The organism is Candidatus Nitrosopumilus sp. bin_32a, from assembly GCF_054095935.1.
On sequence record NZ_JBSWSN010000005.1, the window covers coordinates 174,011 to 198,282 of the forward strand.

Annotated in this window: 32 protein-coding genes; 17 read left to right on the top strand and 15 right to left on the bottom strand. The window is 33.2% G+C overall.

From position 1 onward, the window contains the following. Positions 1 to 50 precede the first annotated feature (50 nt). Positions 51 to 956, bottom strand: a complete 906-nt coding sequence (locus tag ACW9XH_RS05805; RefSeq protein WP_457759694.1) for a carboxypeptidase regulatory-like domain-containing protein — start codon at positions 954 to 956, stop codon at positions 51 to 53. Between the two features lie 161 nt (positions 957 to 1,117). Between ACW9XH_RS05805 and ACW9XH_RS05810 the strand changes: the two genes are divergently transcribed. Then, positions 1,118 to 1,777 (top strand): hypothetical protein, encoded by a 660-nt coding sequence (locus ACW9XH_RS05810; protein ID WP_457759695.1) that lies wholly within the window; start codon positions 1,118 to 1,120, stop codon positions 1,775 to 1,777. A 188-nt stretch (positions 1,778 to 1,965) separates the two neighbouring features. On the opposite strand, the gene ACW9XH_RS05815 is transcribed toward ACW9XH_RS05810, so the two are convergent. Further along, on the bottom strand, positions 1,966 to 2,646 hold the full coding sequence (locus ACW9XH_RS05815; RefSeq protein WP_457759696.1) for a PAC2 family protein: 681 nt from the start codon (positions 2,644 to 2,646) through the stop codon (positions 1,966 to 1,968). 419 nt (positions 2,647 to 3,065) lie between these two features. On the opposite strand from ACW9XH_RS05815, the gene ACW9XH_RS05820 reads away from it, so the two are divergent. Then, positions 3,066 to 4,790 (top strand): DEAD/DEAH box helicase, encoded by a 1,725-nt coding sequence (locus tag ACW9XH_RS05820; protein WP_457759697.1) that lies wholly within the window; start codon positions 3,066 to 3,068, stop codon positions 4,788 to 4,790. On the opposite strand, the gene ACW9XH_RS05825 is transcribed toward ACW9XH_RS05820, so the two are convergent. Next, the gene (locus tag ACW9XH_RS05825) at positions 4,791 to 5,405 is read right to left on the bottom strand and encodes a hypothetical protein (RefSeq protein WP_457759698.1); all 615 of its coding nucleotides are present in this window, start codon (positions 5,403 to 5,405) and stop codon (positions 4,791 to 4,793) included. A 73-nt stretch (positions 5,406 to 5,478) separates the two neighbouring features. Here ACW9XH_RS05825 and ACW9XH_RS05830 point away from each other — a divergent pair, with 73 nt between their 5' ends. From ACW9XH_RS05830 to ACW9XH_RS05845, 4 genes are all read left to right on the top strand, one after another. After that, a complete protein-coding gene (locus ACW9XH_RS05830) occupies positions 5,479 to 6,099 on the top strand; it encodes a superoxide dismutase (RefSeq protein ID WP_457759699.1) in 621 nt (206 codons plus the stop codon). A gap of 51 nt (positions 6,100 to 6,150) precedes the next feature. Continuing rightward, entirely contained in the window at positions 6,151 to 7,428 is a 1,278-nt protein-coding gene (locus tag ACW9XH_RS05835; RefSeq protein ID WP_457759700.1) for a DUF7482 domain-containing protein, read from the top strand. Positions 7,429 to 7,548: 120 nt separating this feature from the next. Continuing rightward, on the top strand, positions 7,549 to 7,923 hold the full coding sequence (locus tag ACW9XH_RS05840; protein WP_457759701.1) for a hypothetical protein: 375 nt from the start codon (positions 7,549 to 7,551) through the stop codon (positions 7,921 to 7,923). Positions 7,924 to 7,981: 58 nt separating this feature from the next. Then, positions 7,982 to 8,233, top strand: a complete 252-nt coding sequence (locus ACW9XH_RS05845; RefSeq protein ID WP_457759702.1) for a hypothetical protein — start codon at positions 7,982 to 7,984, stop codon at positions 8,231 to 8,233. A gap of 17 nt (positions 8,234 to 8,250) precedes the next feature. Here the strand turns inward: ACW9XH_RS05845 and ACW9XH_RS05850 are convergent, their stop codons facing one another. The 3 genes from ACW9XH_RS05850 to ACW9XH_RS05860 all read right to left on the bottom strand — a co-directional run bounded on the left by ACW9XH_RS05850 (position 8,251) and on the right by ACW9XH_RS05860 (position 10,384). Further along, complete coding sequence (locus tag ACW9XH_RS05850) at positions 8,251 to 8,394, bottom strand: DUF5679 domain-containing protein (RefSeq protein ID WP_457759703.1); 144 nt, start codon at positions 8,392 to 8,394, stop codon at positions 8,251 to 8,253. A 193-nt stretch (positions 8,395 to 8,587) separates the two neighbouring features. Continuing rightward, positions 8,588 to 9,019 carry a hypothetical protein gene (locus ACW9XH_RS05855; RefSeq protein WP_457759704.1) on the bottom strand — a complete coding sequence of 144 codons (432 nt, stop codon included), beginning with the start codon at positions 9,017 to 9,019 and terminating at the stop codon, positions 8,588 to 8,590. Between the two features lie 75 nt (positions 9,020 to 9,094). Beyond that, complete coding sequence (locus ACW9XH_RS05860) at positions 9,095 to 10,384, bottom strand: HD domain-containing protein (protein WP_457760024.1); 1,290 nt, start codon at positions 10,382 to 10,384, stop codon at positions 9,095 to 9,097. Positions 10,385 to 10,885: 501 nt separating this feature from the next. Here ACW9XH_RS05860 and ACW9XH_RS05865 point away from each other — a divergent pair. Then, positions 10,886 to 11,278: a hypothetical protein gene (locus tag ACW9XH_RS05865; protein WP_457759705.1), complete on the top strand. Its 393-nt coding sequence runs from the start codon at positions 10,886 to 10,888 to the stop codon at positions 11,276 to 11,278. On the opposite strand, the gene ACW9XH_RS05870 is transcribed toward ACW9XH_RS05865, so the two are convergent. Both ACW9XH_RS05870 and ACW9XH_RS05875 read right to left on the bottom strand, forming a co-directional pair. Further along, positions 11,275 to 11,829: a DnaJ domain-containing protein gene (locus tag ACW9XH_RS05870; RefSeq protein ID WP_457759706.1), complete on the bottom strand. Its 555-nt coding sequence runs from the start codon at positions 11,827 to 11,829 to the stop codon at positions 11,275 to 11,277. The genes ACW9XH_RS05865 and ACW9XH_RS05870 overlap by 4 nt on opposite strands. A 7-nt stretch (positions 11,830 to 11,836) precedes the next feature. Beyond that, a complete protein-coding gene (locus ACW9XH_RS05875; RefSeq protein ID WP_457759707.1) occupies positions 11,837 to 12,280 on the bottom strand; it encodes an Lrp/AsnC family transcriptional regulator in 444 nt (147 codons plus the stop codon). Positions 12,281 to 12,403: 123 nt separating this feature from the next. Here ACW9XH_RS05875 and ACW9XH_RS05880 point away from each other — a divergent pair, with 123 nt between their 5' ends. Continuing rightward, complete coding sequence (locus ACW9XH_RS05880; protein ID WP_457759708.1) at positions 12,404 to 12,631, top strand: tetratricopeptide repeat protein; 228 nt, start codon at positions 12,404 to 12,406, stop codon at positions 12,629 to 12,631. A 141-nt stretch (positions 12,632 to 12,772) separates the two neighbouring features. Next, on the top strand, positions 12,773 to 13,270 hold the full coding sequence (locus ACW9XH_RS05885; protein ID WP_457760025.1) for a tetratricopeptide repeat protein: 498 nt from the start codon (positions 12,773 to 12,775) through the stop codon (positions 13,268 to 13,270). On the opposite strand, the gene ACW9XH_RS05890 is transcribed toward ACW9XH_RS05885, so the two are convergent. Next, the gene (locus ACW9XH_RS05890; RefSeq protein WP_457759709.1) at positions 13,257 to 13,430 is read right to left on the bottom strand and encodes a hypothetical protein; all 174 of its coding nucleotides are present in this window, start codon (positions 13,428 to 13,430) and stop codon (positions 13,257 to 13,259) included. The two genes, ACW9XH_RS05885 and ACW9XH_RS05890, sit on opposite strands and share 14 nt — an antisense overlap. A gap of 74 nt (positions 13,431 to 13,504) precedes the next feature. On the opposite strand from ACW9XH_RS05890, the gene ACW9XH_RS05895 reads away from it, so the two are divergent. After that, positions 13,505 to 14,602, top strand: a complete 1,098-nt coding sequence (locus ACW9XH_RS05895) for a CofH family radical SAM protein (RefSeq protein WP_457759710.1) — start codon at positions 13,505 to 13,507, stop codon at positions 14,600 to 14,602. On the opposite strand, the gene ACW9XH_RS05900 is transcribed toward ACW9XH_RS05895, so the two are convergent. The 4 genes from ACW9XH_RS05900 to ACW9XH_RS05915 all read right to left on the bottom strand — a co-directional run bounded on the left by ACW9XH_RS05900 (position 14,599) and on the right by ACW9XH_RS05915 (position 16,634). Beyond that, positions 14,599 to 14,904, bottom strand: coding sequence for an MTH1187 family thiamine-binding protein (locus ACW9XH_RS05900; protein ID WP_457759711.1), 306 nt, complete (start codon positions 14,902 to 14,904; stop codon positions 14,599 to 14,601). The genes ACW9XH_RS05895 and ACW9XH_RS05900 overlap by 4 nt on opposite strands. Before the next feature lie 262 nt (positions 14,905 to 15,166). Then, complete coding sequence (locus tag ACW9XH_RS05905) at positions 15,167 to 15,442, bottom strand: hypothetical protein (protein ID WP_457759712.1); 276 nt, start codon at positions 15,440 to 15,442, stop codon at positions 15,167 to 15,169. A 47-nt stretch (positions 15,443 to 15,489) separates the two neighbouring features. After that, positions 15,490 to 15,780 carry a hypothetical protein gene (locus tag ACW9XH_RS05910; RefSeq protein ID WP_457759713.1) on the bottom strand — a complete coding sequence of 97 codons (291 nt, stop codon included), beginning with the start codon at positions 15,778 to 15,780 and terminating at the stop codon, positions 15,490 to 15,492. A gap of 26 nt (positions 15,781 to 15,806) precedes the next feature. After that, the gene (locus ACW9XH_RS05915) at positions 15,807 to 16,634 is read right to left on the bottom strand and encodes an MqnA/MqnD/SBP family protein (protein WP_457759714.1); all 828 of its coding nucleotides are present in this window, start codon (positions 16,632 to 16,634) and stop codon (positions 15,807 to 15,809) included. A 164-nt stretch (positions 16,635 to 16,798) separates the two neighbouring features. On the opposite strand from ACW9XH_RS05915, the gene ACW9XH_RS05920 reads away from it, so the two are divergent. From ACW9XH_RS05920 to ACW9XH_RS05930, 3 genes are all read left to right on the top strand, one after another. Then, positions 16,799 to 18,991, top strand: coding sequence for an elongation factor EF-2 (locus ACW9XH_RS05920; RefSeq protein ID WP_457759715.1), 2,193 nt, complete (start codon positions 16,799 to 16,801; stop codon positions 18,989 to 18,991). A 179-nt stretch (positions 18,992 to 19,170) separates the two neighbouring features. Then, positions 19,171 to 19,584, top strand: coding sequence for a hypothetical protein (locus ACW9XH_RS05925; RefSeq protein ID WP_457759716.1), 414 nt, complete (start codon positions 19,171 to 19,173; stop codon positions 19,582 to 19,584). Positions 19,585 to 19,808: 224 nt separating this feature from the next. Further along, positions 19,809 to 19,940: a hypothetical protein gene (locus ACW9XH_RS05930; RefSeq protein ID WP_457759717.1), complete on the top strand. Its 132-nt coding sequence runs from the start codon at positions 19,809 to 19,811 to the stop codon at positions 19,938 to 19,940. Here ACW9XH_RS05930 and ACW9XH_RS05935 read toward each other — a convergent pair. Beyond that, positions 19,937 to 21,214: an RAD55 family ATPase gene (locus ACW9XH_RS05935; RefSeq protein WP_457759718.1), complete on the bottom strand. Its 1,278-nt coding sequence runs from the start codon at positions 21,212 to 21,214 to the stop codon at positions 19,937 to 19,939. The two genes, ACW9XH_RS05930 and ACW9XH_RS05935, sit on opposite strands and share 4 nt — an antisense overlap. Before the next feature lie 35 nt (positions 21,215 to 21,249). On the opposite strand from ACW9XH_RS05935, the gene ACW9XH_RS05940 reads away from it, so the two are divergent. The 4 genes from ACW9XH_RS05940 (at position 21,250) to ACW9XH_RS05955 (ending at position 23,754) form a co-directional block, all read left to right on the top strand. Beyond that, positions 21,250 to 22,584: an MBL fold metallo-hydrolase gene (locus ACW9XH_RS05940; RefSeq protein WP_457759719.1), complete on the top strand. Its 1,335-nt coding sequence runs from the start codon at positions 21,250 to 21,252 to the stop codon at positions 22,582 to 22,584. Between the two features lie 183 nt (positions 22,585 to 22,767). Continuing rightward, positions 22,768 to 23,226, top strand: coding sequence for a hypothetical protein (locus ACW9XH_RS05945; protein ID WP_457759720.1), 459 nt, complete (start codon positions 22,768 to 22,770; stop codon positions 23,224 to 23,226). Positions 23,227 to 23,297: 71 nt separating this feature from the next. Next, on the top strand, positions 23,298 to 23,510 hold the full coding sequence (locus ACW9XH_RS05950; protein WP_457759721.1) for a hypothetical protein: 213 nt from the start codon (positions 23,298 to 23,300) through the stop codon (positions 23,508 to 23,510). A gap of 13 nt (positions 23,511 to 23,523) precedes the next feature. Further along, the gene (locus ACW9XH_RS05955) at positions 23,524 to 23,754 is read left to right on the top strand and encodes a hypothetical protein (RefSeq protein WP_457759722.1); all 231 of its coding nucleotides are present in this window, start codon (positions 23,524 to 23,526) and stop codon (positions 23,752 to 23,754) included. 1 nt (position 23,755) lies between these two features. On the opposite strand, the gene ACW9XH_RS05960 is transcribed toward ACW9XH_RS05955, so the two are convergent. Further along, entirely contained in the window at positions 23,756 to 24,181 is a 426-nt protein-coding gene (locus ACW9XH_RS05960; protein WP_457760026.1) for a hypothetical protein, read from the bottom strand. Between the last annotated feature and the right edge of the window lie 91 nt (positions 24,182 to 24,272).

Below are 24,272 nucleotides of genomic sequence, written 5' to 3' on the forward strand. Positions count from 1 at the left end.
TTTTAATGGGCAATTTTGAATTTGATGAGCGCGTATATTTTACCAATTGTTCATTCTTCATCAGTTTGATTTTCTTCTAATTCTTCTTCAGAATTATCTAAATGGTTTTCATTAAATTGCTCAAGGGTTTCCTTGGATATTGTTAATCTATCTAGATATGCCTGTCTTGCTTCCACAAATGTACCGCCGTTTTCAATTATCTCTGCTCTGATTTTTTGAGCCTCTAGAAGGTTATTTTGAGTAAAGTCCAATTGATCAATTACTAAATCTCTGATTTCTGGATTTAGACCTGCAATGTAATCTTCGTACTGGTATCCTCCATATGTCCCATAACCTGGTTTGTATTCTTCTATTGCCTGATTTCTAAGATTTTCAGCAATTCTTCTTTGTTGTTCTAAGAATACTTGCTCTGCAACTGGTTTTTGTGATTCTCTCTGCTCTGTAACTAATTTGCTAAGTAATCCGTGATAATATTTGAATAACGTTTGACCAATTGGATTTTTTTCAAAATCACTTTCATTTGAGCTGAGATATTTCATTGCTTCATCTGTTGATAATTGTTGTTGTAATGTTGAGATTGGACTATAATCTCCCTTTACCTGAAATTCAGTACTTGACAATCCTGTCATGCCATACCATGATGCAACAACATTGACAGTATACGTTCCTGGAACTCTTTGGAAATTTACGAATTCTCCTCTGAATTCCCCATCAGGATTTGTAAACGCCTTTGTTGTCTCTGCTCCGGTTCTGATGAGAACTTCTACTCCTCTTGTTGGCTCATATGCGTGGTTTACTACCCTGCCTGTTACTACCACTGTGTCGCCTGAATAGACCGCTCCTTTCTCCATGTCTAATTCCACTATAAACTCCCAAAGATCTGCCTGGGAATTAGGAATAAATGAAAATATCATCAAAAATGAAAATAATCCTATGATTACGGGCTTACTGTACACATGATGTGCTTTTGATTTTTACAATTAAGACAAAGTATGAATTAAAATTCGCTATTTTTCAATTTTAATTGAGTAATTACACATCATTTGAGCCTTGAGACTTTGCCAATTTTACAATCCCTCCCAATTCTTAAATCCTGATGTTTCTTCTATCTTAAACCATGGATTTAGAGAAATTTAGAAATGATGTTTTTGAAATGACCAAAAAACTCTCAAAAAATTTAAAAGAAAATGATGTTCCCAAATTGAATTCTGTTGGCCAACAATTGATTGGAATGTATAAGAAAAATCTTGTAAAAATCAATCATTCTATTTTGGAATTAATCTGTGCAAATAATCTGATTTCAAGAGGGTATGTTGTTGAAGTTGAAAAAGACGTTTCAGATATTCTTGTTTGTGATATTTTTGCTAAGAAAGGTGGTGGCAACACTATCATTGAAATTGAAACTGGATTTACTCCTCCTGAACATGCCATGGATACAATAGATTATTTTTCTGCAAGAATTATGAGTAAGATAGCGAGATATAGCCAACACTGTTCAAAGTTTTCTTTAGCAACCCCCGTGGTTGGGTTATTGCCTATTTCTAAAATTTTTCTATTGCCTCCAAATGCACGAAAAAAAGATGATGTACAAAAAATTAAAGATCTATGTGATCGGTATTACAAAAATCCACCAATAAAATACGATGATATCTTAAATGCTCATCTACATTCGATATATCTTATCAATATAGACAAAGGTTTTGCCAAAGAACTTGATCCACAAGGATACGTTGATTTAACATCCGATCTTTTTAAACGAAGTGAGGTCGAGTATTAGGGCTATGGCAATAGAAAAAATTCAAATTCTCCTTTTTCTTAGTGATGTTAGATGATTTGTGCATCTTGTGAAACCCGAAAGCATTTTGAATGCATTGATTGCATGAATAATCATCAGACTCATCTATGTAGTTGTGATTGTCATGATGAAAACACTGAATCTCATGAAGTTGGGAAATCTCATTAAATTTAGTTTTTAAATTTTCTTTCTATGTCTTGAGCCATAATTTCTAATTGGCTTGTATCTCCTAATTTTCTATATGTCAGTTTTTCTATCGTTTTGATAATACTGATTGCTGATCTATATTGTGGTATTTCAGGCTCATTTAGTTCTCCATACATTCCTATTCCTTGAATTTCATTCATTTTTGCAAATCCAAGAATTAATCCATTAAACCCTGTGATGATTGATTTTTGTGGAGTGGTTTCTACATTGAGCCCTTCCATCTGCTTTGTTAACTCTCTTGATGTTGTAGTGATGTATGTTTTTGGTTTATCATTAAAAATTCGATTTGTGTGAAATCCTCCAAGTGTATAGATAAATTTTGCAGAATATTTTCTTGCTACATCTATTACATCTTGACATAACATGTTTAATTCATTGTTGCTTTGTGGCTGGCCTTTTCCGCCCCCAAAAACTATCAAATCGTCTGTGTATCTATATTCCCATTTTTCATCTGGAAGATCAATGTAACCTCCTCTATCGACAATATATGTAGGAAATGATGTCTTAGCTGTTCTGAATGTTTTCGTTCTGAGTGAATCATTGATAAAATTTACAACTATACTTCCAACATTTCCCATATCTTGCATTGCCGCAATGATGATTGGCTTTTTAATTTCTGGTTCTTCATTTTGAATGAATTCCACAAAATATCTGATACCTGATTAATTTTAAACGTATGTTGTCTTTGAAATCATCTCTGAATCAAATTTTATAAAATTATTTTCTGTTTTATTTTTCAGTATTGGAAATCACATTGTCTTTTTTCTGTCTATGAATTTTGAGAATGGTATGATCATAAATTCTTTAAAAACGGCTATGTCTCAAAAATCTATTTCCCATGTCTGATTAACTGAATAATTTTTAACTTTTTTGATTTGGTTGATTTTGCTTTTTCCAAAATCTTGTTTTTCCTCTTTTTGTGCCTGTAGATCTGCTTTGAAAATTTATCCCTAAAGTAGAAACTAATATCATATTTTAACTCTTGCAGATTTTTAATTTCTTTTTTAATGATCGAGATAAATATGAAGATTCATAAGGCAAAAAAACTTTCTGTCGACAAATTATGGAAACATCCATGGAAAATATTGGTACACTAGAGTATGTTCTGGACAAGTACTCTAAAATCTGGAGCTGGAAGGTTACAGGCGATCGTGCAGTCGGTATGATCTCTAGACTTGTATCTGAGGCATGGTATGGTGAGAATGTAGATGAAATCATTATCCCTGATAGTACAGAAACTGTAAAACAACTCAAACTCATTATGGATCGATATCCTCTTGAAATTTTATCAAAATCTATTTGGCAGAGAAAAATTGTAAAAACATATGCTCCAAAACCTTCAATTCCTCCAATCAAACTCAAACTAAAACGAGCAAAAACGGGCGAACAATTTAGAGGAAAACTATTGAATTTTCAAAAAGAAGGATTGGACTTTTTACTAAAATCTTCTGGAAATGCTTTACTTGCTGATGAGATGGGTCTGGGTAAGACTGTTCAAACCCTTTCATATGCTGCAACTGAAAAACAAACTTTTCCACTTCTTGTTGTTGCTCCATTAGTTACCTTGAACAATTGGGAACGTGAAATTGAAAAATTTCTAAAGAAGAAAAGCAGGAATGGACGTATAATTGAATCTGAATCTCCAAGTGTTACAATAATCAGAACTGGTAAATCTCATGAACTCCCTAAAACTGATATTTACATAATTAACTATGAACTACTTTTTAAAAGAAATGATGATTTATCCAAATTAGGATTAAAAACAATTGTTTGTGACGAAGTTCATAATTTAAGATCAAAGACAACTCAAAAATATAAAGCAGTAAAAAAATTGGCAGCATTGCCTTCTGTTTTGTACAGAATCGGTCTTTCGGGAACTCCGATATACAACAGGGGTTCAGAAATTTGGCCAATCATTGATATAATAAAACCTGGTTTATTGGGAAGCTTTAAAGAATTTTGTGAGTACTTTTGCTATGTTAATGAAAAAGGGAAAGCTATTGTTTTGGAAAACAAACGTGCATCTCTTAGAAATGAATTGCAAAAACATGTCATGCTTCGAAGGAAGAAATCAGACGTTTTAAAAGAACTTAAAGATAAAGTTCGTTACAAAGAAGTAATCGCAGCAGACACTGATTACTATCTTGAAGAATTAGATAAAATCTGGAAGAAGGTGGAAACTGAACAAAAAGATGCAGACTCTGAATTTATCAAGTCTGCCTCATATCATAGGGCAATTCAAAGCGAACGACAAATTGCTGGTATTGCAAAGCTTCCCCATGTGATTAATTTTGTAAAAAATATCATGGAGATTGAAGAAAGCGTTGTGGTGTTTTGTCATCATAAGGTTATACACAAATTACTTCATGAAAGTTTGCAAGAGTTTTCACCTGTATCGATAATCGGTGGACAATCTGATTCATTTCGTCAGGGTGAAATTGACAAATTTCAAAGAGGCGAATCAAAATTAATGATTGCTGGAATCCGTGCTGGAAATGTGGGTATTAATTTGACTAGGGCAAAATATGTCATTTTTGCAGAACTTGATTGGAGTCCTGCAATTCATAGACAGGCTGAAGATAGACTTCATAGGATAGGTCAGAAAAATACCGTGTTTGCATACTATCTCATTGGACAAGGAACACTCGACGATCATGTTGCCAATATTTTGGTGGACAAGAGTTATGAAATTGATGAAATAATGGATGAGTCAAAAGAGGACTATGAGAATAAGGATAAGGCAGAACTAATTTTGGCACAAATTCAAGATAAGATTAGAGCAAAATAACTAAATTTCTAATTTTTCTTTTAGTTTGGTAATTTTTTCAATGATTGAATCTTTTTTTGTTTTCTCCAATTGGGTATCTTGAATTTCTTTAATAATTAATTCTAGGATGTTGAGTGCCTCTATCTCTTGTTTTGCTTCTCCAAATTCGGTGTTGTTGAATCCTTCGGTCTCTGTCTTATCTATCTCCTCAATTCCTTCTTGAAGTATTTCATAAACCTTGATTACTTTATCTTCTATCCTTTGTGGTGACATTAACACGAATTGATTTTTTCTTAATTTTTCTATCTCTTCGTCTATTTCATTTCTAGATACTTTCAGAATACTTTCAATCTGCCCAATATTGCATGATTTGATTTGTAATAGTCGTAATATTTTTGCCCATGTTGGAATACTTTTACTCCAAAGAATTTCTTTTGCCAGTTCAGTAATGGAAAAAGATCCATCACTGTTCAACGATATCATTTTTCTGTCTTTTAATGTGGCCAGCGAATCTAATAATTTTCCAACTCCTAACCTCTTTAATTCTGAATTCTCTAGATGGGTTTCATCAAATGTTCCATTTTCATTAATTGCTAAATGTAAAATTTCTAAATCGATAGTTCCTATTTTTCTCATATCTTTAACAATCCTTCAAGATTTATCATTCTTTGCACTCGAAGAATATATGTGGATTACACTGAATTGATTTATGGTTCGATACGAACTTCCAAGATTGCCTTATGGTTATGATGAACTAGAACCATTCCTTGATACAGAAACAATGAAAATTCATCATCAAAAACATCATCAGGCATATGTTGATGGATTGAACAAATCGCTTGCAGATGTTGGAAGTGCATCTCATCCGCAATACATCTCATCAGTACTCTCTGATCTAAAATCTATTCCGGAATCTGGAAGAAGTGCAATCAACTTTTTTGGAGGTGGTTTTGAAAATCATAGGTTGTTTTGGGAGACTATGACTCCTGACAGTGATGGAAAACCTCTGGGCCAATTAGAAGATCAAATCGATGTTTATTTTGATAATTTTGAGCATTTCAAAAAAGTTTTTTCTGAAAAAGCAATTAACATTCAAGGTAGTGGTTGGTGTTGGCTTGTTTTCAACTCTACATATCATAAAATAGAAATCATCACTACTGAAAACCAAACTAGTCCTTGGACTTTAGGAAAATTTCCATTACTTGGTTTAGATGTTTGGGAACATGCATATTATTTGAAATATCAAAACAAGAGATCTGACTATGTTGATGCATGGTGGAATGTTGTTAATTGGGATTATGTTGGAAATAGATTTTCAGAACTTGCATAATTTTGTCTGATTTGGACAAATTCTTTTAAACGAAAATCATAGTTTTTACTCATGAACAAGAGTCTAAGATACATTGCACTTCTTGCAATTTTGCCCTTGTTTACAGCAGGTATGACGACAGATTATTTCTCAGATGCTGAGGCTCTAAAAAGCAAAGGTACTGGAACATCTCAATATGGTTCCAGTACTGGTATCTGTGGAATACAACTCTGTTCTGAAATTCCAGGCGGTAAAGCTGCTTGGGAAGAAGGACAAGTTCCAGTCGCTCCTGTAGCTCCAGTTGAAGAAAATATGGAAAAAGAAACCATGATGGAAAAAGAAACCATGATGGAAAAAGAAACCATGGACGAAACTGAAGCAGACTTGGGTTCTGTACTTAGATTGTCAAGAGCAAACGTTCCAGCGACAATTCCTATGCATCAAGGATACTATAACGGTGAAGATGTTTTCTATATCATCACTGATTCTAGTGATCCGACCCATGCAGACATAATTACTGCAAATCAAGGATGGCAAGTAGAACTTGCTCCATTATTGAAGAACGCTCCTGAAGACGCACTTTCAACAGTATACTTGTTTACCAACGGTATTGAAGGCGATGGTATACATGGTTATCAAGGTCAAGTATTCACTAGTACTCCTGCACAAGCAGATGTGTATAGTGCATTGACTTCACATGTGCATGTAATGTGGAATGAGGGTGCATCTCCAAGAGTGCTTGATTCAGAAGCAATGATTATGGAAGCAGCTGAGAATAATGAAATTACATTAACTGAAATTGATGTAGTTTTGAACATGCCACAAATTATTTGGCCTGAAGGTCAGATGATGGTTAAAGATGTAGACTTGACTGATACTACACCTTATGGCGGTGGTCAAGTTCTTGATATTAGTACAGATGAGATGAATGTAACTTTCATAGCTCATCGTGGATGGGGTCCAGACGGTAGAACGATCTATTACATTGTAACAGATGCTACTCCAAGTGGTCCTGCTGAAATGATGGGTGTTGTGAGTTCACCAACATCTGCAAGATTGATTGCAAATTCAGCAGCAGTAGATTTGTATCAGTTCAAAAATGGTTTAACAGGTACTGGTCCATTAGGATTTCAACCTGGGATTGCAGCAGGAGCTCCTGGTGATTCTAATTATTCTCCAATGTGGAGAATTTTTGTGATTGGTTGGGATGATCCTGAAAATGCACAATTATTAGAAACCATTGATGATATGAACGCATACAGAGAATCTGGTTTGATTGAAATTGGTATTGCCCGTCCAATGGATAGTGATCATATTGTTAACTGTCCATTTATTGATCCATTCCAATAAAATCGAAAACCTTTTTTATTTTTTAGTTGTTAAACATTTGTTTATTTTTATTGATTTTTTTTAACATTTTGTTTGAGAATTAACTGTCTAACTTATCTTTGATTGTGAGAATATTATGCCATGAGTATCATAGGAATGTACATGTTAAATGCAGAAGAATATCATCCAGAAAAAATTCGACAATCTCTTGATATGTTATACATTGATAGAAAGAATGAATTTCGTGAATTATCTGATGTTCTTCTTAGTGAAAAAGCACTCAGTTCAATGCCTAACTGGAAAGAATTTGTTTTAAATTTCAGTTTAGATGTAGAAGATGCTTTTAAAACTTGGTCTGGGCAGATCCCCCTGTCTCCAAAATCTCCTCAAAAAGCATTAACGCTACTAAGGCAATTAGGACATGATAAGACGTCTATGAATCAACTTACACATCTGTTGAATATATCATACAATCTGTCATGTGAATTCAAAGAGATCTATAGACGATTAAGATGATCTCTTTTTCTTTTTAATGTTAATACCTAAATCTGACTATGATTTTCAATAATTTATCATGGATTTCATGTTGGAAGAAGAATTAATTGATTTGATGACTTTTTGTCTTCAGACACCTGACTCTGAAGAAATTCCTGATAAACATAAGAGGATAACTGAGATTGGCCATGAACTATTTGCAGATGGCGGTATCGATGCATTAGAGAATTTCTTTTTTGTATTGAAAAATAGAATTACTGAAGAAATAGAAAAAGATCCATCCCCAATGCGTTCACTATGGAATGGACTTACTGATGAATGGCAGTATTGAATTCTCTAGTGAGAATCTTATCCACTACCGATTCTAAAAATGGCTGTACTACATGTAGGGCATGTACCCTTGATTGCAGGTTTGCCATTTTTCATGGTGTATGGTTTAGGGCCGCCGATTTCTCGTTTGTCTCGACACTTTACACAATATCCTATTGTCATAACTCTATTAGGCTCAAGGTCATATTAGCGAGAACTTGTTGAACTTTTTTCACTATTAGACAAATCTCCGATCCCATTTATTGAATTGCAGACCAATATTTTTCGTATCGGGAATTAATTTGATCATTTTAGGAACAAATCATTCGAATTTCTTAAATAATTAAATAGTTTGAATTTATTTTTTATGAAAATTTTAACTGACATTAATTTGAATTGTAGTGTAATCTGATAATGCATTGTGATTTATTGGAAAACCTTCCCAAACATAAATTTCTGCAGTAAATATTCCAGATTCTTTTGGAATCCACGATATTGATTGTTTGAATTGTTGATGAGGATTTAATTCGATACCTACTACCCATCCAACTGTGACAACAAAACCGCTTTCATTTTTTACTTGAACTAGATATGCTATTTTTTGAGATTTCTCTTGATTATTCATTACATCTGATGAAATCTGCACTTGCTGATCAACATTGATTGAATTTCCCAATGGTGATCCAAAAGCATTTACTAATTTTGGATCAATGATTGACGTTTTCTCTAACTCTGTCAATGCAAATACTGGTGAAATACTTGCAGTAATCACTAGTATTGCTAATAGCCCTATGACCTTCCCTATCACGATTTTTTGCACCTTTTTTAGTTACAAAAGCCTTTCTGCATTGAAATTTTTAACTTTAAACAATTCAAAATTTATCTATATTTTGATTCTATAGTAGTCCCATCTTTCAGGATCAAACAATGTTACAAATTCTGCTTGTTCTTTGTCAATTCTTGCTCTAATGACATCCCTTAATGCAAAACTAGTTAAAAATTTGAATTTCATAGAGCTTGACTGCATGATGAACATGTGGCGCATTTCGCTGCCTCCTTTTAATCCCCAATATCCCATTTTCAGTGCAAGCGGTTCTAAAAATATGGTGTTTCCTAAACCGTAATTTTCATCTCTAATCTCTTCTCGCAATTTGTATCTCTCTAGCGGTCCTCCTTTGGAAAAACCTACTATCTCTCCATCCTTACCATTCAATCTCAATGTGTTGATTATTACTTGAGGATCTTTGACTGATTTTTCAAAATTCTCTTTTTCAAATTGAAGTGGAGATGGTAATTCTAAAAAGATCTCATATAGCGATTTGATAAAATTTGGTTTTTCTCGTGTTGACATTGATTCTATTGTCGGAATTAATTTTAGATTTTCATATGAATGGTTTGCTTGAATGGTAATTTCTTGTTGTCTTATTTTCATGAATGATAAAACTGTATCAAAGAAGTTTTTCCTCATCTCTTTTGGAAGAACTTTGAGAATCCCTTTTACCATCTCTGTTTCTTTGTTTAACAATTCTTCAAAATATGCAACTGAACTTCTAACAATTAATGATGGTCTCCATGCTAATGCATGCGCATTCATTTTTGCCATTTCAATTGCTCTTGCAAAATCGCCCAAGGCATACCCGCTGATTCTATCTACTACTGATAGATACCATCCCATTTCCATGATGTGTTCTTGATATTCTAAATCATTTCTTGTCAAATCAGAATTGTTAAAGCATTCTTTGATTTGGTTTTCTGCATTATCTTTAATTTTTCCACTCCATGGATACGTTGTTCTTAAAATTAAAATTTTAATTATTTCTAAATCCATTTTTGCATCATTAATCAACTGACGAAGTTTTTTGTCCATTGAAATAAACTTTAAAACACTTTCTTCGTGAGGTTTATCAACATTTTTTTGAGGATCAAAATCATGAAACAACGCTGCAACGTACAGATATTTTATATCTACATCTGTGAGTTTTATTTTATTTTGATTTACTGCTAAGAGTGAAACATATGTTACTTCTAATTCATGATTAATGTTATGATATCCGTAATAATCCGTTCCAAGTCCCTGACTCTCAAATAGGTCTATAGTATAGTCTAGCATTTCTACAAAATAGTCTTCTTCTAATCCCCTTTCTACCATGAGGCTCAGAATTTCATTTCTCATTGAATGTGTATTTGCAAATTGCTGCAATACCATTTGATCTAAATTCAAGTTTTTAAAGATGATCTATGTGATTTGAATCTGATATTTTCAAACAGGTGTTGTTGGAAAATTCAATACAATTCTAAATTTAGTTACACATTGACGAAGTAATGACAGATAACATACAGATGGTAATTAATGGACTTTAAAGAATAACATTATGAATTCATCAAAAAAGGGAAATTATTGCATTTATCTTACTGGTACCGGCCATCTTTTATGCTGTTCCAATCGTTCCTGCTAAATTCTGTCCATCCCTCATTGGAAAATGTGCAAATATGGGTGAAGGAAATATGACGTTGCCTTATCTTATTGAATCGTGGATTGGTTTTCTTATGCCTTAATCTTGACGATTTACTGACAACAACCATCCTATCTTATTGACATTGTTCATTACCGTATCGCTGAATTATGTATGTTTTACCAAAACACTCAATAGAATTATGATTTGGTGTTTTTTGAATGTCATTTAACAAAGAATTGTTAGAGAAATTAATGGAATTCAATGAAAAAAAATCTCTGGATTTTACACTTTATGTAAATGATAGAGTGTATCCTATATCTAGTACTTCTATAATTTATTCACCTATTCCTGTAAATGAACCCACAACTCGTGGCGGTGTATATTTTTCAGATAAATTTGCATATAAAATAAAATGCGTGATAAAAGATCTTTCTGTTATTCCTTTACTGACAAAGAAAATGCTAGGACCTAATACTGAGTTTGGAGAACTAAAGATTACAACTATGATGGACTCTGTTCCTGTTGAAATTTTTACTAATCTAACAAATAGTGTTCAAACTCCTGACTCTATTGAATTGAGTATGATTATTGTAAAATTGGAATCTGCCTAATTTACTTTAAAGTATTTGTCATATTTCTCTCTATGTTCTTTGTCTGATAATACTTCATATGCCTTGTTAAGCTCTGCCATTTCTTTCTCTGAATCTTCTTTGGTTTTATCTGGATGAATTTTTTTTGCCAGTTCTCTGAATTTCTTTTTTATTTCATCTTGAGTTGCTTCTTTTGAAACTCCAATAATCTCATAGTAATTCGGTAATTCATCATTGTTTAATGCATCTCGAAATTCCTTGTCTTCTTTTGTGTTTCGTCTTTGGCCTAATTCTTCATAATCATCACCCCAATCTGAGTGATATTTTTCAAACGTCTTGTCTTTTTTTGATTCTAATTCTTCTTTGTCATACGATGTTTTTTTCCTGAGGATGATGTCTCTTGCTAAAAATAAAAAGACTGCCAATATTGCAATTACAAATCCTGAAAACAACATAATTTTTTCTTCGTCAGTTACTTCAAGTTGCATGTCGAGATTACTATTTTGTGCATTTACTGATTGCAATCCTCCAAAAATAATAATTGAGATTACAAAAATACTGATCTGCTTCATTTCTCTCCTATGATAATCTAAAATCTTCTTTTGCAGTATTTAGGACTACATGGGTTATGGTGTTTTCCACATTGGGGATAGTTGCCAACCCCTTTACAAACTTGCTTAATTCTTTTCTCTCTTTGAATTTCGCAATGACTATTGTATCTGTTGAACCTGTAATGTCATATACTCCACAAACGTTTTCAAATTTTGCAATTTCATCTTCTATGTCTACGACTTTGTCGTTTTTGGCCATTATTTCAATAATCGCTGTTAATGAATATCCTATTTTTTCATGATCAATAATTGTTGTATAACCACGAATAATTTTTTCTTTTTCTAATTTTTTAATTCTGGATAATACTGTCACTGTCGATATTCCAAGTTTCAGTGCAAGCTGTCTTGCGGATTGTCTTGCATCTACTAGTAAATTTTTGAGAATTCTCTCATCTGTTTCATCCATGTTCATATTGTCTACTGGTAAAAAATTTATTTAAATTTTCATCAAATATGTGTAAATTTGTTTGATTTTATTGAATTTAATACTTTGATTTTTTTTCAGATTTAATACAAATGATGTTTAGAATAATTTATGGGCGAAATTGAAGAACTTGTCCAAAAAGGCCATATCTTGATGGATGAAGGGAAATTCTATGATGCCTTGGGTTTTTTTGAACAAGCACTTCTTTTGAATCAAACTGACCCAGACCTTTGGAATAACAAAGGAATAGCACTTCGAAGTTTGGGTCGATACGAGGAATCTATGGAATGTTTTAACAAATCTCTTGAAATCGAACCTAGAGACAAATTCTCTTCTTGATGATTGGTAATTGTATAATGATCGCTAATTTAATAATTAATTTTTCACATACTAAGAATGCCTAATCAGATATTATATCCACAATTGATAGTTGATGAGACAAAAAATCAGTTTATTATTGACAAAATATTATCCGATACTGTGAGTAATGGTATAGAGAAGATTTTGGCACAGGCTTTTGAATGTGTTGAGGATGAGAATTTTTCTGATGCTTTGAAATTATATGATTTGGCATTAAAAGAGGATCCTGACAATCTTAGTATTTTGATTGATAAAGGTGCAACCCTGCAAAATATGGGGAAACTGAAACTTGCAATTGACTCATATGATAAAGCACTACGTGTTTCTCCTGGAAATATAGATGCGTTACTAAACAAAGGCGCATCATTGCATTCAGATGAAAAATACCTTGAAGCTATTCAATGTTATGATGCTGCTTTAAAAATTGATAAAAAATGTACAATGGCTCTTGCATACAAGGGTCTCTCGTTGGGGGAAATGGGTGATCTTCAAGATGCAATCAAACATTTCAAAAAGGCATTATCTATTGACAAACATTATGATTTAGCAAGCATTTCAAAGGATCTTGCTCAGGAATTATTACAATCAATCAAAGAAAAAAAATCTAAAATACAGTAACATCGCCAGGTGCTGGCTCTCGTTTATTCTGTTTTTCATTTTCTTTAAAAAATTCACTATGTGATGAATTCTGATGCTCTCTTAATTTTTCTATATTATCAAAACCTTCATGACACAAGTAACATTTTGGTTTGTGCTCATCTACCAGTGGAAGTACCATGGTGTACCTCTCACGACTAGCTACTTATTTCTTGAGACTATAAGGAATATATCATGATAGGAAAACGAACTCATATGTTGGAACAATTAGTTGGAGATTCCCAAGCTTTAGATCGTGCTCTTGCTGGAGAAGAACTTTCGTACAAAGATGGACTTGAATTAATGAATTATGATAATTTACATTTACTTGGAGCGGTGGCCGATAATTCTAGGAAAAAACTAGTTAATGACACAGTGACATTTGCTGCATCATACTACATGAACTATACCAATGTGTGTGCTGCCAGCTGTCAAATGTGCGCATTTTATCGTAAAGATGGCGCAGATGATGCATACACTCTAACTCCTCAAGAAATTGAACAAAGAGTTGGTATTGCAGAACAGATGGGTGCCACCGAAGTTCACATCGTTGGCGGTTTTCATCCAAAACTACCTCTAGAATATTATGAGGATATGATGAGGGCAATCAAAAAAAGTCATCCTCAACTTAACATCAAAGCATTAACTGCAGCTGAAATTTATTATTTGTCAAAATTAACAAAAAATTCTACTAAAGAAATTTTGTCCCGTCTTAAGGCTGCTGGACTTGATTCAATGCCTGGCGGTGGTGCTGAGTTGTTTCATCCTGAGATTAGAGGAAAAATAGTCCGAGGTAAATGCACAGGACAACAATGGCTTGATGTAATTGAAGAGGCACATACGATGGGTATCAAAAGTAATGTTACTATGCTTTATGGCCACATAGAAAAACCAGAACATGTTGTTGATCATTTAATCAAGGTTCGTGAATTGCAAAAGAAAACTAATGGATTTCTAACTTTTATTCCTTTGAAATTCAGTTTGGATAATACTGAGCTTGAGCAAGAGCATTTAGTAAATAACGAGTGCTCTTCAGTATATGATTTGAAAATTACTGCACTATCTAGATTGATGCTTGCAAATGTTTTAAACAACATCTCAGTTTATTGGGTTGCATATGGGAAAAAACTTGCACAAGTTGCATTATCTCACGGCGGTAATGATTTGGTTGGGACTGCATTTTCTGAAGAAATATACAAATCTGCTGGAAAAGCAACGTCCTCTTCTGTCGAAGAACTTGCAACAATGGTAAAAGAAATCGGTCGTATTCCAGCTCAGAGAAACACGCACTTTGATATTCTAAAAAAATTCTAATTCATTTGTTTTTTAATCGATTCTAATTTCTCTTCCATTTTGGAATGTTTGTCTCTTCTTGAATCTATTTTGATTATTGCCTCCACTCTGGCAATTCCAAGATTATGGACTGTTTCCATCATTTGTTTTGTTGCAGAATTTATTACATCCATATCGTCTGATTCTAAAATTGTCCCCATTGCGTTAATTTCATATCTTAGATTTTCTATTTTTTGAATTGATTCAATTGCTTTTGCAATGTAAAAACTGGCACTTGTGGTTCTTGTAGCCATTGGATATATGCTGATCTCAGCTTGAATCATGATATGGTTCATTTGTCATTTTTTGATTAATAATATCTTCTGTACGAATTTACATTTAATTCGCAATTTATTCTAAACACGATTGATGATATCCCCAACATTCAAAGCCAAGATACTCTGATTGAATGTAAATTGGAATCAAATCATGATTAAAACTAAATGTGATCGATGTGGGACTGATTTAGGCACAGAAAGCAAGAAAACTAAACAAAAATTTTGTGGTAATTGTAAAAAGAAGTTTGGTTTGTATCATTGAAAAAAATTACTCAACTGGCTTTTTCTCTGTTCTTTTGACACTGTCTTTTTTCCTTCTTGCTCCAAAACTAACCAAAACTAGTAAAAATCCAATCCCTATCAAAATTCCTGACAATAACTGATAAGCTTGATTTTGATCTTCAGATATCATCAAATCAATTATTTCTTCTTCAGTCATACCTGATTGACCTAAAGGCTGTTCAGCAAATATGATGGTGAGAATAATTCCTAGACTGATCATCATTATGCCTCCACTTAGAATTTTTTTATCTACTAGAACCATTTCTAGAATTAATTAGGTTTCACCATATATTAGGTATTTTGCACTTTTTAAAATCCTTCAGGTGGTCTTTGTACAAATACATTGCAAATTAGCGCATCCGTCTTTTCATCTCTGTATTGAACATTACATGAAACAAATTTCCCTTTCAATGCACGTTCTAAATCTTCTTTTGTTTTTTCTTCGTATTGTGGTTGTTCAGGATCGTCAATCTTACTCATAATGATTTTTTCAACTTTTCCATATTGATCTTGATTATCCTTTCTTGTGTGACTCACTAGTAATTCAAAAGCGTTATTTGTAAGAATTGAAATTACTGCTCCGCCTATCCCATCGCCCATGATGTTATTTTTTTTCTGTTCTATAATTACTTGCTGGCAATGCTTATTTCAAAGTCTGGCACAAGTCCTTTTTCTTTTGCCATTTCAAATAATCTTCTGATTGATTCTTCGCCTGGTTCTCCCATGTTTACTGTGACCTTATTTACATACATTTTTACAAATTTCTCGATGAGGCTTCGTTCTTTGCCTCTGGCATATTGCATTGCATATTCTATTGCATCGTCAAAGTGTTCAATTCCAAACTCAATTGATGCTTGTAGGTATTTGTCAAACTTTACAATGGTTTCCATGCCTAGGTCTGTTCTCATTACATTAATTCCAAGTGGAACTGGTAGACCGTTGGTAGTTTTATCCCACCATTCTCCAACATCCAAAATTTTGACGTTCCCTTCTTGCTCATAAGATAACTGCGTTTCATGTATTACAAGCCCTACGTCGACTTTGCCTGATTTTACGGCTTCGGGAATATCACTAAAATTCATTTCCACATAATCAAATTTACCAATCATTAATTGCAATAGTAGAAATGCTGAAGTCATTTTTCCAGGAATTGCAATTTTACATTTTTTAATCTCATCAATACTCATCTGTTTTCTAGCTGTAACTATTGGGCCGTAATTAATTCCAAAACTTCCACCACTTCTCAATATTGTATATCCTGGAATGAATGCACATGCGTGAACTGAAACTGCAGTTACATCTAGTTCTGGGTTTGTTGCTTTACGATTTAATTTTTCAATATCTTCAATGACGTGATTTACCTTGAAATCTGGAGATGGAACTTTACCTGTAAACATTCCATAAAACATGAATGCGTCATCTGAATCAGGGGTATGTCCTACAGAAATTTCCATGAGTATTTTCTAAATTCTCGTAATAAATACCACAACCAAATTGACGAAACTAAAATGAAAATAACAGTAATTTCTTTTTATCGCAAAAAAGTTTCTAGAGGTTTCGAACGATATGATCTGCTAGAAGGCTAAGGTTTAATACCTGAATCCAAAGTTTTGCGAATATGGCAAAATTCAAGTCAACTTCTGAGGTTATGAAAATTATCAAAAATAAGAAAAATATTCGTAATTTTGGTGTCATTGCTCACGTTGACCATGGTAAAACAACCATGAGTGACAGCCTTTTGGCATATTCTGGAATTATCGCCCCCTCTGCTGCTGGAAAAGCACTTGCTATGGATTTTGATAAAGAAGAACAAGAAAGAGGAATTACAATTTACCAAGCTAACGTAACCTTGCTTTTCAACCAAAAAGATCAAGAATATGTCATCAACATGATTGATACTCCCGGACACGTAGATTTTAGTGGAAGGGTTATTCGAAGTCTTAGAGCAATTGATGGTGCCGTCGTAGTATGTGATGCAGTTGAAGGTATCATGACTCAAACTGAAACTGTAACTAGAATGGCACTTGAAGAAAGGGTGAGGCCTGTTTTGTTTATCAACAAAGTAGACAGACTCATCAAAGAACTAAGACTAACTCCAGAAAAAATGCAAGAACAGTTAGTAGAAGTAGTTACCACTTTTAACCAATTAATCGATACATATGCCGAACCTGAATACAGGGAAAAATGGAAAGTGTCCATTCAAGACGCTAGTGTAACATTTGGTTCTGCAAAAGACAGATGGGCAATCAATATTGATATTATGAAAGAACGAGGAATTACGTTCAAAGATGTAATTGATGCATATACTAATGAAAAAGTTTCAGACCTTGTTGAGAAAGCACCACTGGCTGACGCTGTTCTTGGAATGGTTGTAAAACATCATCCTGCACCACATGAAGCTGTTCAATACAGAATTCCACAAATTTGGAAAGGTGATTTGGAATCTGATATTGGAAAAGCATTACTTGCATGCAGTGATGATGGCCCTACAATTATGATGGTTGTAAACATGGTTTTAGATCCAGCTGCAGGACCTGTGGCTATTGGACGATTATTTTCTGGTACTATCAAAGACGGCCAAACTCTTCACATCATAGATGAAAAAAGAGAGGGACGTGTTCAATCTGTTAATTTCTTTATGGGTAACCAAAGAGAACAAGTTGGAGAACTCGGAGCTGGAAATATTCCTGCATTGTTGGGTTTAACTGAATGTAGAGCCGGAAATACCTTATCTTCTGTAAAAGACATTCCAATGTTCGAAGGTGTCAAATATGTCTCTGAACCTGTTGTACAAATTGCAATTGAGCCAAAACATCCTAAAGATTTGCCTAAGCTTGTAGAAATTCTAAGACAACTAACAATTGAGGATCCAAACCTAATTGTGAAAATTGATGAGGAAAGTGGTGAGACAATTATTGCTGGAATGGGTGTATTGCATTTGGATGTTGCAACACATAGAATTCAAGATGCAAAATGTGAGATTATTACTTCTGAACCTTTGATTAACTATAGGGAAACTGTAAAGGGCGGATGTGAACCAATTATGGCAAAATCTCCAAATAGACATAACAAAATTTTCATGAAAGTAGAACCTCTAGAGCCAGCAATTGCACATATGCTGAGAACTGGTGAAATCAGTGATTTAAAAGATAAAAAGGCTGTATCTGATTTACTCAAAGAAGCAGGTTGGGACACTGATACAATAAAAAGAGTAATGAAGTTTGATTCACGTGGTAATGTTTTGATTAACGGAACAAAAGGTGTTCAATTCGTTCAAGAATCAACTGATTCTATTAATTCTGGATTTGAAGAAGTAATGAAAGAAGGCCCTCTATGTAAAGAACAGATGAGGGATTGCAAGTTTATCTTTACGCACTTTGTTCCTCACGAAGACACCGCACACAGAGGTCTATCTCAATTGGGCCCTGCATCCAGAAGAGCATGTATGGGTGCATTACTAACTGCAGGTACTGCCGTTTTAGAGCCAACCTTGGCAATTGAAGTTCGTGTACCTACTGATTTAGTTGGAAATGTTGCAACCATTCTTTCTGGAAAGCGTGGTAAAGTACTTGACATGTCACAAAAAGGGGCATCAAGTATTGTAATTGGTGAACTTCCTGCATCTGAAACATTTACTTTATCTGAAGCAATGAGAGGTCAAACTGCTGGTCGTGCAACTTGGAATACTTCCTTTAAGGCATGGACTGAAGTTCCAAAATCGATGCTAGCAACTGCGGTTGCTGATATTAGAAAGCGAAAAGGTTTGGCACCAGAACCACCTGGTATTAACGAATTTATCGATAAAGAATAATCTTTTTACATATTTTACAGGTTAATTCTATTTTTTCCTAAAATTTGAAATGTTTGTTCATTTGAACAAACAAATTTGTAACCTTTTCTTATATCTAAACCCCTCACTATTTACCGTTTATTGACTTTCATTACCACTCATTACCAATACTATATATACCAGGTAAATTATACCATGACATGAGTACACAATCTCAAACCAGCGACGCATTTGCAATGTACAAACAAAATGTTCAGAAATACTTTGAAAATATTTCAAAACTAACCCCACAATATTTTCAATCTGCAACAGAATTGCAAAATGAATGTATGAATACTTGTCAAAAAACAATTAACGCTGCTGTATCAATTCAACAAGAATTTGCAAAGAAAGCCGGAATCAATACTGAAATTCAAGATTCTGCAAAAACTGCAATCGTTGATACCAATAAGCAAATTGTTCAAGCAAGCACAGTTAACAACCAAATGGTAAAAACTGCTATTGATACAACAGTACAAAATTTCAAAACATTCAATGACAACGTTAATGCCTTTGCTGAATTAAACAAAAATATTATCCAAACTTGGATGACTCCTTTCACACAGAAAAACTAGTGTGATTGATTTTTCTTTTTTATTTTAAAATATTTATGAAGTTTGATGATCACTCATCAAACTTCACGGTGTGTTAGGTGATTTGTTTTTTAAAATTTGTATTTAACCCTGATGGACAATTTGTCAGTAGTTGATTTTTAATGAATGATGTTGATCGTGCCTGTTTTTTTGGAATATTTTCGAAGACCTTATTTCTTACTGATCTGAAACTAGTGTGAATCTTAATGGTAAAAAATTACTGGGAAAAACGCTTCAAAAAAGAACTTGTCGAAGAGGAAGATAAACTCAAGCAAGAAGTGGCAGCTGCAGTAAAAAAGAAACTTGATGCAATTTCTGATTCTGAGCCTGAATCTTAATTGTTATCTACTGTCAATCCATCTCTGCTTAATTCTAATTTGTGAACTTGATTGCTGTGTTCTATTCCTCGTAATTTTGTAATTTTGATTGTTCGCTTCATTTCATCATGTGTGAATTGATTGTCTAATTGAATTATTCCTGAGGTGGCAAACCATTCTAACGGTATTTGACTTTTTTCTGAAAATTCTGAAATTAACATAGTTGTAACGTTGAAATTCTCTAATGATTGAATCATCCCTTGAAGTCCTTGCCTCATATGAAATTTATCTGAATATTGCATTCCGAGTATTGAGATTGAATCAATCACTATTCTTTTTGCTTTGATTTTTTTAATGCTATTTGAAATAAATTTTGTTAAATGTTCAAATGGAATTTGTTCTCCTCTGTATAATGAATTGTCTCGTTCAATGAATTCGCCTTTGATTTTAAATGCTCTTAAATCTACTAGCAATATTTTTCCTTTGGCAACTAGTTCTTCGATATCCCACCCAAATGATTTACAGTCATTTTTAATCTCATCGATACTTTGAGATAGTGTCACGTATACTCCTGGTTCATCAAACTCTTTTGCTCCGGAATAAATGAACTGTAATCCTAATGTTGTCTTTCCACTGCCTGGAGGGCCTGAAATTACAACCGAACTTTTCTTTTTGAGACCTCCTGATAATATTGAATCTAGCCCTGGAATTCCTGTTTTTACTTTTGCATGTTTTTCTCTTTTCTTTGATATGATCTGTGATTTGTATGTGGCAAAATATAGCGCGCTTCCGCAAACCCCTGCAATTGTTGCAATGATGCCTCCTGCCAAAAAATACGTGGTTCCAACCAGTGATGCTAACAACCCCGCTGAAAATACCATTTGTGGGTAAGTTGCATTTGATTGAACAATTTTAACTGATTGCTTTCGGGGTTTTGAAATGATTTCAATTTCTTGTGGATTTTTTGATTTTATTGTTGGAATTTTTTCAAAACATTTGTCATGAAACCAAAAATTATTTTTTCTTACTGATTTCTCATCAAGACTTATTTCAATTTCACAACGTTGACATTTTATTAAATCCTCAAATAAAATATTCTCAATTATTTTTTCTGGATCTGACTCTGTGATTTCTGGCTCGGATAATTTTACCATTCTGTCAATATACAAATAATCTGATTTTGGTAATTGCAGGTTACACGATAATTTTTCAATAATATACTGTGTTCGGCCATAATCTCCATGGTTTTTTTCAAGACTTTCCTTGAGTTTTGAAATAATTTGCTCTGTTTCCAATTGGTTTGAATTGATGTATTTTCAAGTAATGAGTTATGAATAATCTAAATTCTCTTGGAAGTCAATTATTTGTACGAATAAATATCAAAGTTGGTCTGAAACTGGAATTTTTGATCCATTTTGCTGAATTTGACCGTAAAACTGATGTATGTGTAAAAAAATTACATAACCCACAATATATTAAAAATCTCTCCATATCTTATCATATCATGCATAAAAAATTTCTAGTTTTACCCGTATTACTTATTCTTCTTACTTCCGCAACCATTCCATACTCATATTCATCAACAGAGTCTGAAGCTCAGGAAGACATTCAGGCAGGATGTAGGGATGCTCAAACTCTGGTGTATCGATTTGCTTACAAAGATTTTGTTTGCGTTGAACCATCTACTGCTGATAGGTGGGTAGAATTGGGCATGGCTGAAATCATTAAAGAAAACTCTCAAAATTCTACAAAAGAGAATTCTAAAGTTGAACCAACTGAATTTCCTGGTGCTCCGCCTCCGGCCCCAAAACATACTGTGACATATTCGGATGTTGATTCTACTTGCAGAGATGGAAATATCTTGGTATATCACTTTTCTTACCATGATAATATCTGTACGAGTTATTCAGCTGCAAATACTTGGGAACGTTTGGGATTAGCTGAAATCGTTAAAAATTTAATAGATGAACAAGATGATATGTCTGTTGAAATTACTAACAATCTACTTTCTGAAAATATAGTCGAGATGATTGAGTTACCTCTTGAAGAAGAGCAAGAAATTTTGATGGGAGAAGAAGAAATTCTGATTGATGAAGAATCAGAAACTGTTGAAGATATAATTCCATATTCTGATGATTCTGATACATATCCAATAATTCGTCAAATTGGTAGAAATATTTGGAATGTTCTAGATTATGACGGTTCTACAAGTTTCTTTATTGAAGGCAATACCGGTGTTATTGTGATTGATTCATTGAGTTCATACAACTCTAACCAAGAAATAATTGATGAATTCCAAAAAATTTCTGCCAAAAAAATAAAAGCAGTCATTTTAACAAATATCAATCCTGACATTTTATTGGCTTTGGAAGCATATGTGGAAAAAAGTGATGGTGGTGTTGAAATTATAATATCTGAAAATTTACTTCAAAATTATGAAAATATTTCTGGTACTCAAGTAAAAAATACAATTCCTTTTTCAAATTCTTTTTCTGTAAATATTATTGGTATTAATCTTGAGCTTTTTACTAGTGACATGCAAGAATCATTTCAAACTTTGATTTATGTTCCAGATAATGATGGGTTGATAATTGGTGATAGTGAATACGGTATGTTTCCATTCCTTTTCGATCTTGAATTTCACTCTCAATTTTTGAATGAATAGTTCGACAATTGTCCAGAAAATGATTTATAGTTAACCTGTTTACATAAGGTCGACCTAGATGTGATAAGTCAAATTGAGCCTACTTTGGAAATACATGGGCGTGAACGTATTGTATTTCAGAGTATCCAGAATAACCCAAATTTGCATCATAATGCGTTACTGAAACAAATCGTTCCAAAATTCATGGCAAAAACAACCTTTGAAAAAACTAGGGACTCGTTACTGGAAAAAGAAATAATCTTTGTAACTATTCGTGGGAATATGAAATTTTATTCCCCTACTGCAAATTATGAAGAAAAACTTCAACACCGTGTTGAAAGAGACACCAATACTTCATATCATGACTTAAAGATACAAATTAAAAAACTAGATGCCCACTATTCTCATAAAGATGTTGATGAGAAGATTTCTTTGGCATATACTTTGTTGAAAAATTTACTTCGCACTGATAGTGGGTTTACATTTTTAGATTCTGCAAAAAATCCTAAAAAGACACTATATCGCGATGAGCATTTGACAATACAGCAACTGATCAATCATGTTTTTGAAGTAATGCGAAAAGACAAAGATTTTGACATCGTTTTCCCTACGGTTGTAAGTGATTTAGGTGCACTGCTACCTCAAACTACCATGAATGCTTAGCATTACATCTAGTTATTTATTCGGGGTCGTTTTATTATATTCAAATGGGTCTATTGTATACAAAATTTTACATGGATTTTGATGATGATGAATGGCGTCAAATCTCAAATAATCCCATTGTTTTTCAAACTGTAAAAAATGACGTTGGTTTGGAAATCGAAGACACTTCTCATAAATCATACAAACTGCTTTTCAAGGAGGGAGGAAAATTAAATATGTTCAGAGTAACTGGCAAGTTTCGTTTAACATGGGATGATGAGGATTTAAATTCTATAAATCAATAATTGGATTGATATTATGTCATTAGAAAAGGAAATAAAAATAATTTTAGACGATTTTGAACAAACGAAATCTAAAACAATTCTTGAAATTTTAAATCAAATTAAACCATATTTCAAAAATAAATTGATTTCAGATTATTTGGAAGGTAAAATGCAAAAAATTCTAGATTCTGTGGATGAGGAAGATAAAAAGAAACAATGCAAGGCTCTGATGCCCTATTTTGATTGGTATTTGCAGGGATTGTAAATTATTCTGAAAAATTATTTATTTTTTCTAATGCTGTTTTGATTATTTCCAAATCCTCTCGTCCTTGAGATGCATCTCCAATCAATTTTACAAAATACTCGTGTCCTGTATCTTCAGCTTTATGAATATCTGATTCATAGCATGTTAATGCCTTCTGTAAAAATGGGATGTCCTCTTGTAAATTATTCACGTTTTTGATATCCTCCAGACTGGTTTGAATTTTTTCTATTAATTCATCAATTATCGGAACTGTTTTTCTTGCTTGTTGGTTTAACACGGATGCAAACATTGCAGCTGCATCTTTTAACTCTGGACTCTGGTGAATTGTTTTTAATCTTTTTTTATAATGATTCAATGATTTCAATATGATTTCATACCCTCCCTCGTCTTTGAAATAAATTCCACCTAGCCAAACTTTTTCACTCATTTCTAATTGAAATTTGTATGCATTGTTATAATTCATTTCGTTGTTTTGTACACTTGTAAGAGTTCTAAATTGTAATTGCCATGTGTTGACA

Bases quoted from the DNA above. Each gene is read 5' to 3' on its own strand.
- ACW9XH_RS05945 (WP_457759720.1), top strand. From the start codon at position 22,768: ATGGCAAAAACAACCTTTGAAAAAACTAGGGACTCGTTACTGGAAAAA.
- ACW9XH_RS05900 (WP_457759711.1), bottom strand. From the start codon at position 14,904: ATGATTCAAGCTGAGATCAGCATATATCCAATGGCTACAAGAACCACA.
- ACW9XH_RS05820 (WP_457759697.1), top strand. From the start codon at position 3,066: ATGGAAACATCCATGGAAAATATTGGTACACTAGAGTATGTTCTGGAC.
- ACW9XH_RS05895 (WP_457759710.1), top strand. From the start codon at position 13,505: ATGTTGGAACAATTAGTTGGAGATTCCCAAGCTTTAGATCGTGCTCTT.
- ACW9XH_RS05825 (WP_457759698.1), bottom strand. From the start codon at position 5,405: ATGAGAAAAATAGGAACTATCGATTTAGAAATTTTACATTTAGCAATT.
- ACW9XH_RS05910 (WP_457759713.1), bottom strand. From the start codon at position 15,780: ATGGGCGATGGGATAGGCGGAGCAGTAATTTCAATTCTTACAAATAAC.
- ACW9XH_RS05850 (WP_457759703.1), bottom strand. From the start codon at position 8,394: ATGACAATAGGATATTGTGTAAAGTGTCGAGACAAACGAGAAATCGGC.
- ACW9XH_RS05950 (WP_457759721.1), top strand. From the start codon at position 23,298: ATGGATTTTGATGATGATGAATGGCGTCAAATCTCAAATAATCCCATT.
- ACW9XH_RS05860 (WP_457760024.1), bottom strand. From the start codon at position 10,384: ATGAGAAATGAAATTCTGAGCCTCATGGTAGAAAGGGGATTAGAAGAA.
- ACW9XH_RS05920 (WP_457759715.1), top strand. From the start codon at position 16,799: ATGGCAAAATTCAAGTCAACTTCTGAGGTTATGAAAATTATCAAAAAT.
- ACW9XH_RS05835 (WP_457759700.1), top strand. From the start codon at position 6,151: ATGAACAAGAGTCTAAGATACATTGCACTTCTTGCAATTTTGCCCTTG.
- ACW9XH_RS05955 (WP_457759722.1), top strand. From the start codon at position 23,524: ATGTCATTAGAAAAGGAAATAAAAATAATTTTAGACGATTTTGAACAA.
- ACW9XH_RS05925 (WP_457759716.1), top strand. From the start codon at position 19,171: ATGAGTACACAATCTCAAACCAGCGACGCATTTGCAATGTACAAACAA.
- ACW9XH_RS05830 (WP_457759699.1), top strand. From the start codon at position 5,479: ATGGTTCGATACGAACTTCCAAGATTGCCTTATGGTTATGATGAACTA.
- ACW9XH_RS05915 (WP_457759714.1), bottom strand. From the start codon at position 16,634: ATGGAAATTTCTGTAGGACATACCCCTGATTCAGATGACGCATTCATG.
- ACW9XH_RS05865 (WP_457759705.1), top strand. From the start codon at position 10,886: ATGTCATTTAACAAAGAATTGTTAGAGAAATTAATGGAATTCAATGAA.
- ACW9XH_RS05810 (WP_457759695.1), top strand. From the start codon at position 1,118: ATGGATTTAGAGAAATTTAGAAATGATGTTTTTGAAATGACCAAAAAA.
- ACW9XH_RS05960 (WP_457760026.1), bottom strand. From the start codon at position 24,181: ATGAGTGAAAAAGTTTGGCTAGGTGGAATTTATTTCAAAGACGAGGGA.
- ACW9XH_RS05905 (WP_457759712.1), bottom strand. From the start codon at position 15,442: ATGGTTCTAGTAGATAAAAAAATTCTAAGTGGAGGCATAATGATGATC.
- ACW9XH_RS05940 (WP_457759719.1), top strand. From the start codon at position 21,250: ATGAATAATCTAAATTCTCTTGGAAGTCAATTATTTGTACGAATAAAT.
- ACW9XH_RS05890 (WP_457759709.1), bottom strand. From the start codon at position 13,430: ATGGTACTTCCACTGGTAGATGAGCACAAACCAAAATGTTACTTGTGT.
- ACW9XH_RS05880 (WP_457759708.1), top strand. From the start codon at position 12,404: ATGGGCGAAATTGAAGAACTTGTCCAAAAAGGCCATATCTTGATGGAT.
- ACW9XH_RS05875 (WP_457759707.1), bottom strand. From the start codon at position 12,280: ATGAACATGGATGAAACAGATGAGAGAATTCTCAAAAATTTACTAGTA.
- ACW9XH_RS05930 (WP_457759717.1), top strand. From the start codon at position 19,809: ATGGTAAAAAATTACTGGGAAAAACGCTTCAAAAAAGAACTTGTCGAA.
- ACW9XH_RS05845 (WP_457759702.1), top strand. From the start codon at position 7,982: ATGGATTTCATGTTGGAAGAAGAATTAATTGATTTGATGACTTTTTGT.
- ACW9XH_RS05870 (WP_457759706.1), bottom strand. From the start codon at position 11,829: ATGAAGCAGATCAGTATTTTTGTAATCTCAATTATTATTTTTGGAGGA.
- ACW9XH_RS05840 (WP_457759701.1), top strand. From the start codon at position 7,549: ATGAGTATCATAGGAATGTACATGTTAAATGCAGAAGAATATCATCCA.